General features: G+C 70.0%; 18 protein-coding genes. 6 read left to right on the top strand and 12 right to left on the bottom strand.

Annotation, left to right across the window (positions count from 1 at the left end):
* Window positions 1-31 precede the first annotated feature (31 nt).
* Genes VGL85_RS13300 through VGL85_RS13290 form a run of 3 tightly spaced genes read right to left on the bottom strand, consistent with a single transcriptional unit; the run spans window position 32 to window position 2,873 of the window.
* Window positions 32-1,000, bottom strand: a complete 969-nt coding sequence (locus VGL85_RS13300) for a hypothetical protein (protein ID WP_331589428.1) — start codon at window positions 998-1,000, stop codon at window positions 32-34.
* Complete coding sequence (locus VGL85_RS13295) at window positions 997-1,941, bottom strand: hypothetical protein (RefSeq protein ID WP_331589427.1); 945 nt, start codon at window positions 1,939-1,941, stop codon at window positions 997-999. The genes VGL85_RS13300 and VGL85_RS13295 overlap by 4 nt, the downstream gene beginning before the upstream one ends.
* A complete protein-coding gene (locus VGL85_RS13290; RefSeq protein WP_331589426.1) occupies window positions 1,938-2,873 on the bottom strand; it encodes a hypothetical protein in 936 nt (311 codons plus the stop codon). The genes VGL85_RS13295 and VGL85_RS13290 overlap by 4 nt, the downstream gene beginning before the upstream one ends.
* 171 nt (window positions 2,874-3,044) lie before the next feature.
* Between VGL85_RS13290 and VGL85_RS13285 the strand changes: the two genes are divergently transcribed.
* Both VGL85_RS13285 and VGL85_RS13280 read left to right on the top strand, forming a co-directional pair.
* Window positions 3,045-3,422, top strand: coding sequence for a response regulator (locus tag VGL85_RS13285; protein WP_331589425.1), 378 nt, complete (start codon window positions 3,045-3,047; stop codon window positions 3,420-3,422).
* On the top strand, window positions 3,419-4,225 hold the full coding sequence (locus tag VGL85_RS13280; RefSeq protein WP_331589424.1) for a protein-glutamate O-methyltransferase CheR: 807 nt from the start codon (window positions 3,419-3,421) through the stop codon (window positions 4,223-4,225). Before VGL85_RS13285 ends, VGL85_RS13280 begins: the two co-directional genes overlap by 4 nt.
* An 84-nt stretch (window positions 4,226-4,309) precedes the next feature.
* On the opposite strand, the gene VGL85_RS13275 is transcribed toward VGL85_RS13280, so the two are convergent.
* The 4 genes from VGL85_RS13275 to VGL85_RS13260 are packed head-to-tail and all read right to left on the bottom strand — an operon-like array spanning window position 4,310 to window position 7,105.
* On the bottom strand, window positions 4,310-4,447 hold the full coding sequence (locus VGL85_RS13275; protein ID WP_331589423.1) for an entericidin A/B family lipoprotein: 138 nt from the start codon (window positions 4,445-4,447) through the stop codon (window positions 4,310-4,312).
* Between the two features lie 40 nt (window positions 4,448-4,487).
* Window positions 4,488-6,212: a sensor histidine kinase gene (locus VGL85_RS13270; protein WP_331589422.1), complete on the bottom strand. Its 1,725-nt coding sequence runs from the start codon at window positions 6,210-6,212 to the stop codon at window positions 4,488-4,490.
* Between the two features lie 36 nt (window positions 6,213-6,248).
* Entirely contained in the window at window positions 6,249-6,854 is a 606-nt protein-coding gene (locus VGL85_RS13265) for a sigma-70 family RNA polymerase sigma factor (protein ID WP_331589421.1), read from the bottom strand.
* Window positions 6,854-7,105 carry a NepR family anti-sigma factor gene (locus VGL85_RS13260; RefSeq protein ID WP_331589420.1) on the bottom strand — a complete coding sequence of 84 codons (252 nt, stop codon included), beginning with the start codon at window positions 7,103-7,105 and terminating at the stop codon, window positions 6,854-6,856. Before VGL85_RS13260 ends, VGL85_RS13265 begins: the two co-directional genes overlap by 1 nt.
* Window positions 7,106-7,294: 189 nt before the next feature.
* Between VGL85_RS13260 and VGL85_RS13255 the strand changes: the two genes are divergently transcribed.
* Both VGL85_RS13255 and VGL85_RS13250 read left to right on the top strand, forming a co-directional pair.
* Entirely contained in the window at window positions 7,295-8,098 is an 804-nt protein-coding gene (locus tag VGL85_RS13255; RefSeq protein ID WP_331589419.1) for a response regulator, read from the top strand.
* Window positions 8,099-8,183: 85 nt separating this feature from the next.
* Window positions 8,184-8,357, top strand: a complete 174-nt coding sequence (locus tag VGL85_RS13250; RefSeq protein WP_331589418.1) for a DUF1328 domain-containing protein — start codon at window positions 8,184-8,186, stop codon at window positions 8,355-8,357.
* A gap of 316 nt (window positions 8,358-8,673) precedes the next feature.
* Here VGL85_RS13250 and VGL85_RS13245 read toward each other — a convergent pair whose 3' ends face one another.
* The 3 genes from VGL85_RS13245 to VGL85_RS13235 form a co-directional block, all read right to left on the bottom strand.
* Window positions 8,674-8,856, bottom strand: a complete 183-nt coding sequence (locus VGL85_RS13245) for a DUF1328 domain-containing protein (protein WP_331589417.1) — start codon at window positions 8,854-8,856, stop codon at window positions 8,674-8,676.
* 87 nt (window positions 8,857-8,943) lie between these two features.
* Window positions 8,944-9,336 (bottom strand): hypothetical protein, encoded by a 393-nt coding sequence (locus VGL85_RS13240; RefSeq protein ID WP_331589416.1) that lies wholly within the window; start codon window positions 9,334-9,336, stop codon window positions 8,944-8,946.
* Window positions 9,337-9,371: 35 nt separating this feature from the next.
* A complete protein-coding gene (locus tag VGL85_RS13235) occupies window positions 9,372-9,701 on the bottom strand; it encodes a glycine zipper domain-containing protein (protein WP_331589415.1) in 330 nt (109 codons plus the stop codon).
* 206 nt (window positions 9,702-9,907) lie between these two features.
* Here VGL85_RS13235 and VGL85_RS13230 point away from each other — a divergent pair, with 206 nt between their 5' ends.
* A complete protein-coding gene (locus VGL85_RS13230) occupies window positions 9,908-11,332 on the top strand; it encodes an HWE histidine kinase domain-containing protein (protein ID WP_331589414.1) in 1,425 nt (474 codons plus the stop codon).
* Window positions 11,333-11,541: 209 nt separating this feature from the next.
* On the opposite strand, the gene VGL85_RS13225 is transcribed toward VGL85_RS13230, so the two are convergent.
* Window positions 11,542-12,411, bottom strand: a complete 870-nt coding sequence (locus tag VGL85_RS13225; RefSeq protein ID WP_331589413.1) for a phosphotransferase — start codon at window positions 12,409-12,411, stop codon at window positions 11,542-11,544.
* A gap of 22 nt (window positions 12,412-12,433) precedes the next feature.
* Window positions 12,434-13,636, bottom strand: coding sequence for a CaiB/BaiF CoA-transferase family protein (locus VGL85_RS13220; protein WP_331589412.1), 1,203 nt, complete (start codon window positions 13,634-13,636; stop codon window positions 12,434-12,436).
* 170 nt (window positions 13,637-13,806) lie between these two features.
* On the opposite strand from VGL85_RS13220, the gene VGL85_RS13215 reads away from it, so the two are divergent.
* The gene (locus VGL85_RS13215) at window positions 13,807-14,487 is read left to right on the top strand and encodes a fumarylacetoacetate hydrolase family protein (RefSeq protein WP_331589411.1); all 681 of its coding nucleotides are present in this window, start codon (window positions 13,807-13,809) and stop codon (window positions 14,485-14,487) included.
* Window positions 14,488-14,495: the final 8 nt, after the last annotated feature.

Below are 14,495 nucleotides of genomic sequence, written 5' to 3'. Positions count from 1 at the left end.
GTAAATTACACACGTCGTTTTGGCTAGAGGCTTAGTGGGAGCTGCCGTCCCCCTGGTGGGCCTTACGCAGATAGCTGGCGATCGCAGAGCGCTGCATGGTCCCCGCTTCGCGCGGATCGACCTTGTAGAGCCCTTTCAGCAAGGCAAGGTCGCCGCCCGTCGCCGCCTCCGGCCGGTCCTCGGCGCCGCAGCCGTCGGCCATCAGGTTGAGGATGGTCGGAAGCCCGCTGCACGTCTCCAATCCCCTCCAGCGGGACAGGGCCAGCACAGCGATGTAGTCGGCGACGGCCCCGATCGGCTCGCCGGAAACCTTTCCCGAATCCGCGATGATCAGGCTGTGCACCAGCTCCGAGCTCATGTCGTTGCCCAGCCGGCTGCCGGCCCTGCCCTTCACGGCGGGCGCCTTTAGGTCGCAAGGCGGGCCTGTGGATGATGTCTGGCACGGCGCCGGATCGTAGAGTTCCAGCATATCGGCGCCTTCGGTTCCGACGCTGCGGGTCAGGTACCAGGACTGGATCGGCCGGCTGAACGTCGCGATCTTCTTGGCCTGCGCCCTGAAATAGAACCCGAACAGCACGTCGCGCCGCTTGGCGATGTCGCTGAGCTGGGCCTGCGGCTGGGCCGAGAAGATCACGTCGACGTTGGGTTGGCAGCCCCCGGAGGTGTCGACCGACGCGCCGACCTCGCGGGCGATCTCTAGGATGCGCTTGGCGACGAAGGCGTCGAACTCCGCAGGCAGGCCCAGGACCTTCACGCAGACGGGATCGTGGAAGCGGGCGTATTGCTCGTTCTGGCTGGTCGGCAGCCGGCGGCGCACGAACTCGGTGGTCTTGTCCACCAGCGGGTCGGGCTTCTCACCGGTCACGGTGACGCCGCTGACGGTCGGCGCGGGCGCCGCGGCCACAGCCGGCGCGGGCTCGGTCTGCTTGGCCGGCGCGCCCTGAGGGATCAGGACCGCAGCGGTCGCCGACAAGACGGCGGCCAGGCCGGCGCGCCTCATTTCGCGGCCTCCCGGGCCTCGGCGGCGGCGGCCTTGCGGACGGCGCTGGCGATCTCAGCGCGCTGGAAGCTGCCGCCCTCCCGCGGATTGACGGTGTAGAGGCCCTGCAGCAGGGCCACGTCCTCGGGCGTCGCCGCCTCAGGGCGGTCGGCCGCATCGCAGTCCTCGGCCATCAGGTTGAGGATGGTGGGCATCCCGCTGCACTTCTCCAGGCCACGCCAGCGCGACAGCGCCAGAACCGCCACATAGTCGGCCACCGCGCCGATCGGCTCGCCCGCGACCTTCTTCGCGTCGGCGATGATCAGGCTGTTGACCAGCTCGGAGCTCATGTCGTTGCCGAGCCGGCTGCCGGGGCGGCCCTTGACCGCGGGCATCTTCCCGTCATCGGGATCGTAGGGATGGGGATCAACCAGCTCGAACGCGCCGATGCCGTCGGTGCCGACGTTGCGGGTCAGGTACCAGGACTGGATCGGCCGGCTGAAGGTCTTGGTGGCCTTGTATTGGGCGCGGTAGAAGAACCCGAGCAGGAACTCGCGCTTTTGGGCGACATTGTCGAGCTGGGCCTGCGGCCGGGTCGAGAACAGCACCTCGACGTTGGTCTTGCAGTTCGCCGCCTCGTCGACGCTCGCGCCGACCTGCCGGGCGAGGGCCACGATCCGCTGGGTCACGAAGGCGTCGAACCCCTCCGGCAGGCCCAGGACCCTCACGCAGATCGGGTCGTGGAAGCGGGCGTATTGCTCGTTCTGGCTGGTGGGGAGCCGGCGGCGCACGAACTCGGTGGTCTTATCCACCAGCGGGTTGGATTTCTCGCCGGTGACGGTGACGCCGCTGACGGTCGACGCGGCCTTGACCGGCGCGGCGGCCGGCGCGGGCTCGGTCTCCTTGGCCGTCGCGGCGGTGGCCGCCAGGATCAGGGCGGCGGCGAGGACGGCGCGTCTCACTTGCTGAGCTCCCGGGTCTCCGCGGCTGTGGCCTTGCGGATCGCGCTGGCGATGGTGGCGCGCTGCTGCGAGCCGTTCTCCCGCGGATCGACGGAATAGAGCCCCTTCAGCAGCGCCAGGTCCTGCGGCGTCGCGGCGTCGGGCGCATCGGGGCAGTCGTCGGCCAGGCGGTTCAGGATGGTGGGCAGGCCGTTGCAGCGCTCGATCCCGCTCCAGCGCGCGAGCGCCAGGACGGCGATGTAGTCGGCCACCGTGTCGATCTTCTCGCCCGCCGCCTTGCCCGCGTCGGCGACGATCAGGCTGTGCATGATCTCGGTGCTCATGCTGGCGGTGAGCCGGCTGCCGGCGCGCCCGTGCGGCGGATCGGTCCAGGCCAGCGGGTCGTGAATCTCCAGGCGGCTGTTGCCGAACTGATCGATGTTGCGGGTGACGTAGCGCGCCTCGACCGGGCGGGTGAAGCTGCGCAGCTTTTTGAACTGGGCCTGGCTGTAATAGAAGCCCAGCAGGATGTCCTTGCGCTTGGCGATGTCGCTCATCAGCATCGCCGGCTCGGTCGTGAAGACCACATTGACGTTGGGCGTGCAGTCGGCCGCCTTGGCCACCGGCGCGCCGACCTCCTTGGCCACCTCGACCACGCGCTTGGCCACGAAGGCGTCGAAGCCTTCGGGCAGGCCGACCACCTTGACGCAGACGTCCACGTGGAAGCGCGGGTACTGCTCAGTGATCACGCTCTGCGGCAGGTGCTGGCGCACGAACTCGCTGGTGCGGTCGACGAGAGGGTCGGCCTTCTGGCCGTTCACGACCACGCCGCTCACCGTAGGGGCCGGCGCGGCGGCGGCCGGCGGCGGCTCGGTCTGCTTGGCCAGCGACGGGCTCGCGGCCAGGGCCGCCGCGCCCAGCAGTCCGGCCGTGATCTTTCCCCGTCTCGTCATCCTGCGCTCCGCGAACTGCGTGCAGCTTCGACTACGATGATAGTCGGATATCGGGTTACGAGGAAAGAGGCCGCCGCCGGCCAAGACCGCGGGTTTGCACCGGTCCTTAACCAAACCGGCGCGACAACCGCAGGCATGGCTCCGGACCTCGCAGGCGCTGACCCAGAAGGCGTGAAGCTCTGCCTCGTCGTCGACGACAGCCGGGTGGTGCGCAAGGTCGCCCGCCGGATACTCGAGGACCTGGGGTTCGGGGTGGCCGAGGCCGGCGACGGCGCCGAGGGCCTGGCCTGGTGCCGCGGGGCCATGCCCGACGTGGTCCTGCTGGACTGGGCCATGCCCGGCATGGACGGGCTGGAGTTCCTGAGGCGCCTGCGCGAGGAGCCGGGCGGCGCGGGGCCCAAGGTGGTGTTCTGCTCGGCGGAGAACGATCTCGACCGCATCCGCCAGGCGCTGGACGAGGGGGCCGACGAGTACATCATGAAGCCCTTCGACGGCGATATCGTCGCCTCGAAACTGGCGCTCGCGGGCGCCCTGCCGAGCGGCCAATGACCCCGCAGGACCGTGAGTTCGTGGCCCACCTGTGCGCGGCGCGCGCCGGGCTGAAGGTCGACCCGGAGAAAGTCTATCTGCTGGAGAACCGGCTGGCCCCGGTGGCCCGCCGCGAAGGCTTCGCCTCGCTGCACGACCTGGTCGCCGCGGTGCGCCACCGCGATGACGACCTGCTGGCCTGGAAGATCGTCGAGGCCATGTCGCCGGGCGAGAGCGCCTTCTTCCGCGAGCCCGGGACGTTCGAGCGGATCGTCGGCGAACTTTTGCCGGAACTCGCCATGCGCCATGAGGGCGGCGGCCTGCGAATCTGGTCGGCCGCCTGCGGCACGGGCCAGGAGGTCTATTCCCTGGCCATGGCGCTGGAGGAGCGGGCGCCGCCCGGCGTGACGCTGGAGATCTTCGCCTCCGACCTCTGCGAGCGGCGACTGGAGAAGGCCCAGGCCGGCGTCTACAGCCAGTTCGAGGTGCAGCGCGGGCTCTCGGCGCGCCGGCTGGTCCGCCACTTCGAGGGCCAGGACGACAATTTCACGCTCTCGCCCAGGGTGCGCCAGATGGTGCGCTGGCGGCGCGTCAACCTGATGGACGACCCCTCGCGCCTTGGCCAGTTCGACCTGGTGATCTGCCGCAACCTCTCCGGCCATCTGCTGGAGGAGGCCCGCGCCCGGGTGCTGGGCAACCTGGAGCAGACCCTGAAACCCGGCGGCTGGCTGGTGCTGGGCGCCGGCGAGATCGCGCCCGGCCTTGCCGCCGCGCCCGACCGGCCCGGCTTCTTCAGCCGTGGCGGGGCCCGCGCGGCCGCCTGACGCCCCAAGGCAAAGACCCCCCAAAGCAAGAGCCCCGCCGCTTGCGCGACGGGGCCCTCGTCGAGTCCGATTGTCGAAGGCGCCTTAGTGCTTGGCGTCGTCGGCGGTGTTGGTGACGGCCTTGCCGGCGTCGGAAACGTCGCGGCCGGCGCCGGCGACGGTGTTGCAGGCGGCGATGGCCAGACTGGCGGCCATAACGCAGAACAGCACGATCTTACGCATTGGGTTTCTCCGGGCTTGAAAACTTGCCGCTTGGAAACCCCTACGCTGCCGCTTGGTTCCCGCCGGCGCGACCGCCGGCGTCCGGAAGCGGCTCATCGGCCACAGGCGTCGGGAAGATCAGCCGCGCGGTGACCCCGCCGGCGTCGTTGCGCACCAGCTCCGAGCGGCCGCGCAGCTGGCGGGCGAAGGCGGTCATCAGCACCCGGCCCACGCCGGAGGAGACCAGCGCCTCTTCCGAAGCCTGGCCGTCGTCGGAGATCTCCAGCCGCGCCTCCTCGCCCGCCACGTGGAAGTTCACGGTCAGCATCCCGCCGCGGCCGGCGAAGGCGTGCTTCTGGGCGTTGGTGATCGCCTCCACGGCGAACAGCGCCAGCGGCGCCAGCCGGTCGGGGTCGATCACCAGGGCGTCCACCGACAGCGCCGTGCGCACCGGCGGCCCGTGGCCGATCTCGCCGGTGACCAGCTGGGCGGTCAGCTCCTCCAGGAACGGGCGCAGGTCGACGCGCTTCAGGTCGGGACCCTGGTAGAGGGCGCGATAGATCAGGGCGAGCGCGGTGATCCGCTGGCGGGTGTCGCTCATCGCCGCGCGCGCCGCCGGGTCGGTGAGCGCGCGCTGCTGCATGTTGAGCAGCGAGGAGATGACCTGCAGGTTGTTCTTCACCCGGTGATGGATCTCGCGCATCAGCGCGTCCTTCTGGGCCAGGTTGTCGCGCAGCGAGGCGTCGCGCCCGACAATGGCGTCGGCCATGTCTTCCAGGGTCTCGGCCAGCTCGCGGATCTCCGGCGGCGCGCGCTCGGCCTGCACCGGGCGCACCGAGAAGCGGCCGCGGGCGTAGAGCGAGGCGATGCGCTGCAGGTAGTTGATCCAGCGGATCACCACCTGTTCGGTCACCGCCAGCACCGCGGCCAGCGCCAGGCCGAAGGTCATCAGCGGGAAGAGGATGCCAGACAGCGGATTGAGCCTGGCCCAGGACAACAGGCCCGGCGACTGAGCCGACAGCACCACATAGACCTCGTCCCCGGCCACCGGGGCGGCGGAATAGACCCGGCGTTCGCCGCGCGCGTCGAAGCCGTAGAAGATCAGCGCCCCGGTCTTCTGCCCCGGGGCGCGCCAGCCGGCCGGAAGCTTCGGGAAGGCGCGGCCGTCGGTCTCGGAGATGTAGCGGCCTGACGCGTCGGCGAGCGCCACGTCGGCGTGGGCCGGCAGGGTCGGGTCGCTGACCGAGGGCTGCAGGCTGGACAGCGTGATCACCGCGGCGAAGGCGCCGTCGAAGCTGTTGTCCGAGGCCGTCGCGCGCACCGCGGCCAGCACCGAGGGCACGTTGGCGGTGCCGGGATCGCGGGTGATCACCAGCGGATCGCCCCGCTGCAGCCGCTGGAACCAGGGCTTCATCGCCCGCAGCGGGTCATAGGGCACATCGCCGGCCGCGCAGGCCACCCGCCCGCGCCGGTCGAAGCGCACCAGGTTGGCGTAGCCCGGAATGCGGCGGGCCACCTCGGCCAGCCGGTCGGCGCATTGGTAGCCGATGGCGCCGGGCGCCAGCGTCTGCAGCAGGATACCCGCGCCTTCCATCCGCGAGCGGGCGGTGGCGGCGCTGCGCTCGGCGGCGAAGCCCAGGTTCTCGCGCAGCGCGATGCGTTCGCGGTTGAAGGCGATGGCCGACTGGGCGACGCCGATCACCAGCACGGGCAGCAAGGCCGCGGCCAGGGCGGCGGCCAGGCGCACGCGGATCGTGCTGAGCGAACCCCAAGCAAAGCCCGTCATGGGGGAAGGCCGGTCATGCAGCGTCGAGGTCCGTCCTCAACGGACGGTGCTTAGCCGCTCCGCATCGGCCAGGATAGACCGCATGGCGTCGCCGGCCGAAGCGCCATCGCGCTCGTAGGCGCCGTCCTCCAGGATGGCGTGCAGCGCCCGGCGCGCCCGGCTGACCCGGCTTTTCACCGTTCCCACCGCGCAGTCGCAGATCTCGGCCGCTTCCTCGTAGGCGAAGCCGCCGGCGCCAACCAGGATCAGCGCCTCGCGCTGTTCGGCCGGCAGCATGGCCAGGCCCTGGCGCAGTTCGTCCAGCGCCACCGGGGCTTCGGGATCGTCCACCGCCACCAGGGTCCGCTCGGCGGCCTCCTGGTCGAGCTGGGTCTGGCGCCAGGAGCGCCGCTTCTCGGAATAGAACTGGTTGCGCAGGATCATGAAGGTCCAGGCCTTCATGTTGGTGCCCATCTGGAAGCTGGCCCGCGCGTCCCAAGCCTTCATCATCGCGTCCTGCGCCAGGTCGTCGGCCGAGGCCGGGTCGCCGCACAGGGTTCGCGCGAAGGCCCGCAGATGCGGGATGAGCTGGACCAGCTCGTTCTTGAAGGCATTGTCGTCGGCTGCGCTCCGCGGCGCGCGCTGGGTCTGGTGATCGCCCATCAGCCCTGCTCCGACGACTTGTTGTCGGCCTTGCGCAGGATCTCGATGAACTCATCCGGGACCGCTTCGTTGACCACCTCGTCGAACATCTGGCGCAGGCGCACGCCGATGGCCTGCTGGCGCAGGCGGGCTTCGTCCAAAGCTGCGGATGATCGACGCGGATCCGGCGACGGCATGTTCTCGTTCATAAGTTCGGCGTTCCGCTCACGCGGCGACCGCCCCCTCTTTTTGGCATCCTCGACGTCCTTCAACGCCCCACTCCCGTGCGAGTTCCAAACTCGACGTCCCAAGATGCAGAAAACCCGCAAGGCTGGGAACCAGTTCCCTACGGCAGCGTTTTTAGACCATGATGGGGTCCTTGTGGGGGACGAACGCCTGCGAATGCTTCGTTTCCTGAGCCTGAGGACCGACGCGTTCAATCCAAAGGGAGGGGTCCACCCTTGAGTCTTTTAGCTCGTCTTGCGCCGCATCTGCCTTATGTGCGCCGTTACGCTCGCGCCCTGACCGGCGACCAGACCACCGGCGATCATTACGTCCGGGTCGCGCTCGAGGCCCTGGCGGCCGGGGAGCGGACGCTCGGGGACCAGCTCACGCCGCGCGTGGCGCTGTACCACGTGTTCCACGCCATCTGGTGCTCGTCGGGCGCCCAGCTCGAGGGGCCCGAGGTCGAAGATCTCTCCATGACCGACGACGCCACGCGCCGGCTGCTGCGCATCGCGCCGCGGTCGCGCCAGGCCTTCCTGCTGACCGCGCTCGAAGGATTCACGCCTTCCGAGGCGGCTCAGATTCTCGACGCCGATTTCTCCGAGGTCGAACAGCTGATCGCCGAGGCCCAGGCCGAGATCGACGCGGAACTGGCCACCGATGTCCTCATCATCGAGGACGAGCCGGTGATCGCCGCCGACATCGAGGCCCTGGTCACGGAGCTCGGCCACACCGTGGTCGATATCGCCGCCACCCGCACCGAGGCGGTGGATGCGGTGGCCCGCAAGACCCCGGGCCTGGTGCTGGCCGACATCCAGCTCGCCGACGGCTCCTCCGGCATTGACGCGGTGAAGGACATCCTGGCCCGCTACAACGTGCCGGTGATCTTCATCACCGCCTTCCCCGAGCGCCTGCTGACCGGCGAGCGGCCGGAGCCGACCTTCCTGATCACCAAGCCGTTCCAGCCGGAGACGGTGAAGGCGGCGATCGGCCAGGCCCTGTTCTTCCATCCCCGCAAGGCTTCGAAACAGGCGGCCTGAGGCCACAGGAACAGGCCGCCAAGCTCCACGTTTGGCAAAGGGCGCCGCGGCGATCGCGGCGCCCTTTTCGTTCGAGGAGATAGACATGCTTGGTTGGGCTCTGGTGTTCGCGGTGCTCGCGATCCTGGCCGGCGTGCTGGGGTTCGGCGCCCTGGCGGGCCTGGCGGCGACCATCGCCAAGGTGCTGTTCGTGGTCTTCCTGGCGCTGCTGGTGGTGAGCTTCATCATCCGCGCCTTCCGCGGCCAATCGGTGGTTTAGGTTCAGCAGCGGTCCAGGTCCGGCCGATCCGGCCCGGTGCACTTTTTTGAAAAAAGTTGCGACGGGCCTCGGAACCAGATCGCAGATCGCGGGTTTTCACCCGTGCGGAGGCGGCGACGCCCCCCCGACTTGAGGCTGGCGACCCTGCTGGCCTGCCGTCTCCGCACCCCTTTTCCTGATGATGCACGCAACTGGGCGGACTTCGGTCCGCCCATCTTCTTTGGGCGTCTGCCCGTTCTCGCGAATCCCGGGGCGAAAGAAAACCCGGCCCGCCGCGTGGCGAGCCAGGTCTTCGGACGTTCGAACGCCTTCGTTCCTAGAGCGGCGGGCCGCTGCGGCCGCTGCGCACGAAGTTCATGATCAGCGAGACGATGAACAGGACGATGAACACATAGAAGGCGATCTTGGCGATGCCGATCGCAGCGCCGGCGATCGTCGTGAAGCCAAGCACGCCGGCGATGAGGGCGACCACCAGAAAGGTCAGGGCCCAGCCAAGCATGGGGTGTCTCCAGTCTCTGCGCGCCGGGAGCGGCGCTACTGGGAAACCCAACGCCTCCGTAGGTGGCCCGTTCCGGCTGGAGGGATGTCAGCGCTTGGGGGGCGGCGGCGGCGGGCGGCTGGCGAAGGCGGCGGTGATGATGGCGGTGAGGATGCGCGGGTTCTTGATCACCACCGCGGCGGCGGCGGCCACGGCGCCGGCGGCCACCAGCGGCCGCTGGCGGGCCAGTTCGATCAGCTTGGCGGTCAGGTTCTGGCTGTCGCCCTTCACCGGCTTCGGCCGCGCCTTGCGGGTCAGGATCAGCGCCAGGATCAGCGCGATCAGGGCGACGACGCCCGCCACCGCCGTCGCCGCCCAGGCAGGGCCGATCACGTCGCGCAGGGCCGCATAGATCGCGAAGGCCAGCGCGACCACGCAAACCGCCGCGGCCGCGGCGATCGCTGCGAAGGCGGCGACCATGCCGACGAGTCTCCGGAACATCATGCCCCCAACGGCCCCCGGACCGGATGCGCGGTTCAGCGACGCGGCGAGGCGGCGGCCGACAACAGCAGCCCGATCAGCACGCCGATGCCCAGGGCCGCGCCGGTGGCCGCCAAGGGCCGCTCGCGCACGCGCTCGGACATATATTGCGAGGCCTCGTCGATCGATTGGCCGGCGGTGTCGGCATAGGCGCGCGTCTGGGCGCGCAACTGCTCGATGCCGTCGTTGATCGCACGCTCGAACTTTTTGGCGGCGTCGGCGAACGAACGTTGCGCCTCGGCGGTCATCTTGGTTGCGGTTTCGGTAGCGGAATTGACCGCGGCCTTGGTCTCGTCGGCGGCGTGATCAACGCTGTTCGCGGGCATAGGAAGTCTCCGAAGGGTTGCCCCCGGCTGGCGTGCGGGAGGACTAGGCCAGAACGTCGCCTACCCTAGCCGGTTCCAGCCAAGGTCGCAAAGCTGCGTCCCCGGGGCCGCCAAAGGACCCCGCCCGCGAAACCAGGACGCCGAAACGCGTCGTCCAAGCCACGGTTCCTGTCGCGATCTTCCGTAAGCCACCCTATGTTCGCCGCATGACCTTGGGTGACACCGGCCACAGCGAGGAGCATCGCCGCCTGGAAATGGCCCTGGAAGTCGCCGGCCTGGGCGAGTTCGAATGGGACATGGCCGGCGGCGTGCTGATGGTCAGCCCGCGCATGGCGGCCATCACCGGCTTTCCGGTCGGGCCGATGCCGGCCGCCGGGACCCGGTCGCTCGAGCCCTTCATCCACCCCGACGACTTCGCGGCCTTCCGGGCCAGCCTGGCCGACCAGCGCCCGGCCGGCGGCCAGTACGAAGTCGAGTTCCGCATGCGGCCCACAGGCGGGCGCACGGTCTGGGTCCGGGTCACCGGCGTGCTCACCCGCGATCCCGACGGCAAGCCGCTCAGCGTCACCGGCATCGTCGAGGACATCACCCGGCGGCGGCTGGAGGAGGACCAGCGCCAGACCCTGATGGCCGAACTGGACCACCGGGTGAAGAACGTGCTGGCCACCTGCCAGGCCCTGGCCCTGCAAACCGCCAAGCGCACCACCTCGCTCGACGCCTTCCTGACCAATTTCGGCGGGCGGCTGAAGGCCATGGGCTCGGCCAACGAACTGCTCACCGCCGCCCGCTGGCGCGGCGCAGCCATCGACCACCTGGCCGCCGCCGAACTGGGCGCCATCGCGCCCGGCCAGACCGGCTGGGAGGGCCCGGAGCTGTTCCTCACCCCGCGCGCGGCCAACGCCCTGGCGCTGGCCCTGCACGAGCTGGCGGCCAATGCGTTGAAATTCGGGGCGCTGTCGGTGGAGACCGGCCGGGTCAACCTGCGCTGGACGCGCCTGGCCGACGGCGGCTTCGAGATCAGCTGGACGGAAAGCGGCGGCCCGACGGTGTCGTCGCCCACACGCCGTGGCTTCGGCGCCACCCTCCTGGATCAGGTGACCAGCCGCGAACTGAACGGCGAGACCTCGATCGACTACCGCCCCGCCGGCGTGGTGGCGCGCCTGAGGGCCGGCGCGGCGGCCGTCGCGCCCCGGCCGGAGACCGTGCCCGAGGTCCCCGCCGCCCGCGCGCCGGAGACCGTGGCGACCGCCTCGGGCCCTGCCAACCTGAGGGGCGCCCGCGTGCTGATCGTCGAGGACGCGGTGCTGTTGGCCATGGAGCTGGAGAGCGGCCTCTCCGACGCCGGGGCCTCGGTGATCGGCCCGGCCTACGAGCTGGAGGAGGCGCTGGGCCTGCTCAACCAGCCGATCGACGCCGCGGTGCTGGACGCCAACCTGAACGGCCATTCGGTGACCCCGGTCGCCGAGGCGCTGAGCCGCCGCAAGGTGCCCTTCGTCTTCGCCACCGGCTATGGCGAGGCGGCCGGCGCGCCCGGCGGCTTCGACGCCCCGGTGATCCGCAAACCCTATGACGTGACCCAGGTCGCCGCCGCCGTGGCCGAGCTGCTGGCGGTCAACACGCCGCACCCCTAAGGCCCCGCCTGAGACAAGGCGCCGCCTCGGCCCGGCTCCGGGAAGCGGGTACATAGGCGGTCAGGGGGGCCTGCGGACCTACCGCAGGGGCCGGACCGGCGGCCCTAAGGATTTCGCCCGAGTCAAGCGACCCGACTTCCTCGTTCGGTCCGCGGCACAGGTCGCGGACCGGGCGATACTCCCCACCTCTTTCCGAGGCCGCCCACCCGTCAACCGCGGCCTTCAAGTTGGCGAGCCAGGGCATCGAGCGATGGCCACGGCGCCCCCTTGCGCAGGGTGCGGATGAACAGGCGGGCCCACTTTCGGCCGTTCGGGAACTGGTCGCCCGCCGCCCACCGCCACGCCGCGACCATCGCAAGAACGAGGGCGCGGCACTCGTCCAACAACGCCTGGTCAACGTCCGGATAGTGTTCGATGACCGCCTCAGGCAAGTGAGCCAGGTCGAACGCAATCGGCCCACGGCAACAGGTCTCCAGGTCGATGAACAGCGGCCCGATCTTGGTGTTCAGCACATTGCCCGGGTGTGGCTCCCCGTGGAGCAACTGCTCCGCTGCACCGCGCTCGACGATCGTTCGCCTGTGCTGCTTCAGCATGCCGATGAGAAGCGCCCGGTCCTCCTCGGAGAGCTCAGGCGTCTGGTCCCGGTCCGCCACGAGTTTCTCGGCTTCTGCGACGCGGTCCGTGAAGTGTGGCGCCGCGGTTTCGATCTGCCACATGCCGTTGTGCAGACGTGAGAGCGCCTTCGCATAGTCGGCCGGAGCGACGTCCGCCGTCACCGACGCATAGTAGGTCCAGAGCGTAATCGCGAAGCCGTCGCGCGCGTAGACGCGCCGCGGAACCCGAGGTTCGAGAGCCGCTGCGGGACTCCCGGTCTCGGCGAGGCGCCCGGCAAGATCGACCTCGAACTGGGCCACCTGGTGCGCCAAGGGCGCGACCCGGGCGAGGGTGTCACAGGGCAGCAGGCGCACGGCGAGCTTGTTTGAGTTCTGAAGAACGACCGCATCGTCGGCCGGGAGGCCAAGCGCCCTGGCGGTCGAGATGGCCGCGGCGACCCCACGCTGAACTTCGGACGCCTGCAAAGGACGCTCCCTGTGCGCTTAGTCAGATCACGCCCGCGCGGCGTAGCCCGGCCAGGCGCTCCGGCGACAGGCCTGCCCGCGCGCCCAGCACCTCGTCGGTGTGCTGACCCAGGGCTGGCCCCGGCCAGCGCACCGCGCCTGGCGTGCGCGACAGCTTCGGGAAGACGTTCTGCATCTTCACCTGGCCGAACACCGGGTGATCGGTGGTGACGATGGATTCGCGGGCCTGGTACTGCGGGTCCTCCAGCATGTCGGGCGCGCGGAACACCCGGCTGGACGGCACGCCTCTGGCCTCGAGCAGCGCCAGCAGCGCGTCAAGGCTGTGGCGGCCGGTCCATTCGGCGATGATGGCGTCCAGTTCGTGCTGGTTCGCGCCACGGCTGGCATGGTCGACGAACTTCGGGTCGCCCTTCAGGTCCGGCCGGCCCATGGCCTCGGTGAGGCGGGCGTAGACCGTGTCGCCGTTGCCGCCGATCAGGATCATCTCGCCGTTGGCGCAAGGGTAGGCGTTGGACGGCGCGATGCCCGGAAGCACCGAGCCCGAGCGTTCGCGCACGTAGCCGGTCAGGTCATATTCGGTGACCAGGTTCTCCATCACCGCCAGCACGCTTTCGTAGAGCGCCGCGTCGATCACCTGGCCGCGGCCGGTGCGCTCGCGCTCGTGCAGGGCCATGGTGATCCCCATCACCGCGTGCATGGCCGCCAGGCTGTCGCCGATGGAGATTCCGGCCCGCGCCGGCGGCCGGTCCGGCTCGCCGGTCACGTGGCGCAGGCCGCCCATGGCCTCGCCGATCAGCCCGTAGCCGGCGCGTTGCGAATAGGGCCCTGTCTGGCCGAAGCCGGAAACCCGGGCCATCACCAGCTTCGGATTGTCGGCCGACAGCGCCTCATAGCCGAGGCCCCACTTCTCCATGGCGCCGGGGCGGAAGTTCTCGATCACCACGTCGGCGCCCTTGATCAGGTCGCGCGCGATCTGCTGGCCATCCGTGGTGCGCAGGTCCAGGCCCACCGACTTCTTGTTGCGCCCGATCACCGGCCACCAGGGCGAATGCCCCTTGGGCAGGCTGCGGCCCCACTGGCGCATGGGATCGCCCACCTTCGGGTCCTCGAGCTTGATCACCTCCGCGCCGAAGTCGCCCAGGATCTGGCCGGCGAAGGGCCCGGCGATCAGCGAGCCCATCTCGATCACCAGGAGGTCGGCGAGGGGGCCTGCGTTTTCCGTCATCTTCTCAAACCGTCATGGCCGGGCTTGTCCCGGCCACCTCCAAACACCGCGCTCGCGGACTTGCCTGCAGCGATGCCGCGTATGGGTCCCCGGGACAAGTCCGGGGATGACGGCTTTGATGAACGGGCCGGGGTGGACACCCCCGCATCGCGCGGCGTAAGGCCCAGGCCATGAGCGCCTACCTCTTCGATCCGCCGCCCGTCGTGACCGTGCCCGTCGAGGGGCGAGCCGAGGCCTTCCCCGTGCGCCGCATCCTTTGCGTGGGGCGCAACTATGCCGCCCACCGGCGCGAGATGGGCGGCGACGACCGCGACCCGCCGTTCTTCTTCGCCAAGCCGGCCGACGCCATCGTCCCGCCGGGCAAGGATGCGGCCTATCCGGCGGCCACGGGCAACCTGCACCACGAGATCGAGCTGGTGGTGGCCCTGAAGGCCGGCGGGGCGAACGTGCCGGTCGACAAGGCGCTGGGCCTGATCCTCGGCTACGCCGTGGGCGTCGACATGACCCGCCGCGACCTGCAGAACGCGGCCAAGGACAAGGGCCAGCCCTGGGACTCATCCAAGGGCTTCGACCAGTCGGCCCCGATCAGCGCCATCAAGCCCTGGACCGGCGCCCCGCCGCAGGGCCGCATCACGCTTTCGGTCAACGGCCAGGTGATGCAGGACGCCGTGGTCGCCGACATGATCTGGGCGGTGGCCGAGATCGTCTCCGAAGCATCCAAGCTCTGGACGCTGGCGCCCGGCGACCTGATCTACACCGGCACGCCCGAGGGCGTGGGGCCGCTGGTCAAGGGCGACAGGGTGGAAGGTTCGGTGGACGGCGTGGGTTCGCTCGCCTTCGCGGTGGTCTGAGGGGCGTC

The sequence above is a fragment of the Phenylobacterium sp. genome (assembly GCF_036501465.1).
GTDB lineage: Bacteria > Pseudomonadota > Alphaproteobacteria > Caulobacterales > Caulobacteraceae > Phenylobacterium.
The sequence above is the reverse complement of the archived record's forward strand: the minus strand, read 5'-3'. Positions and strand labels throughout refer to the sequence as shown.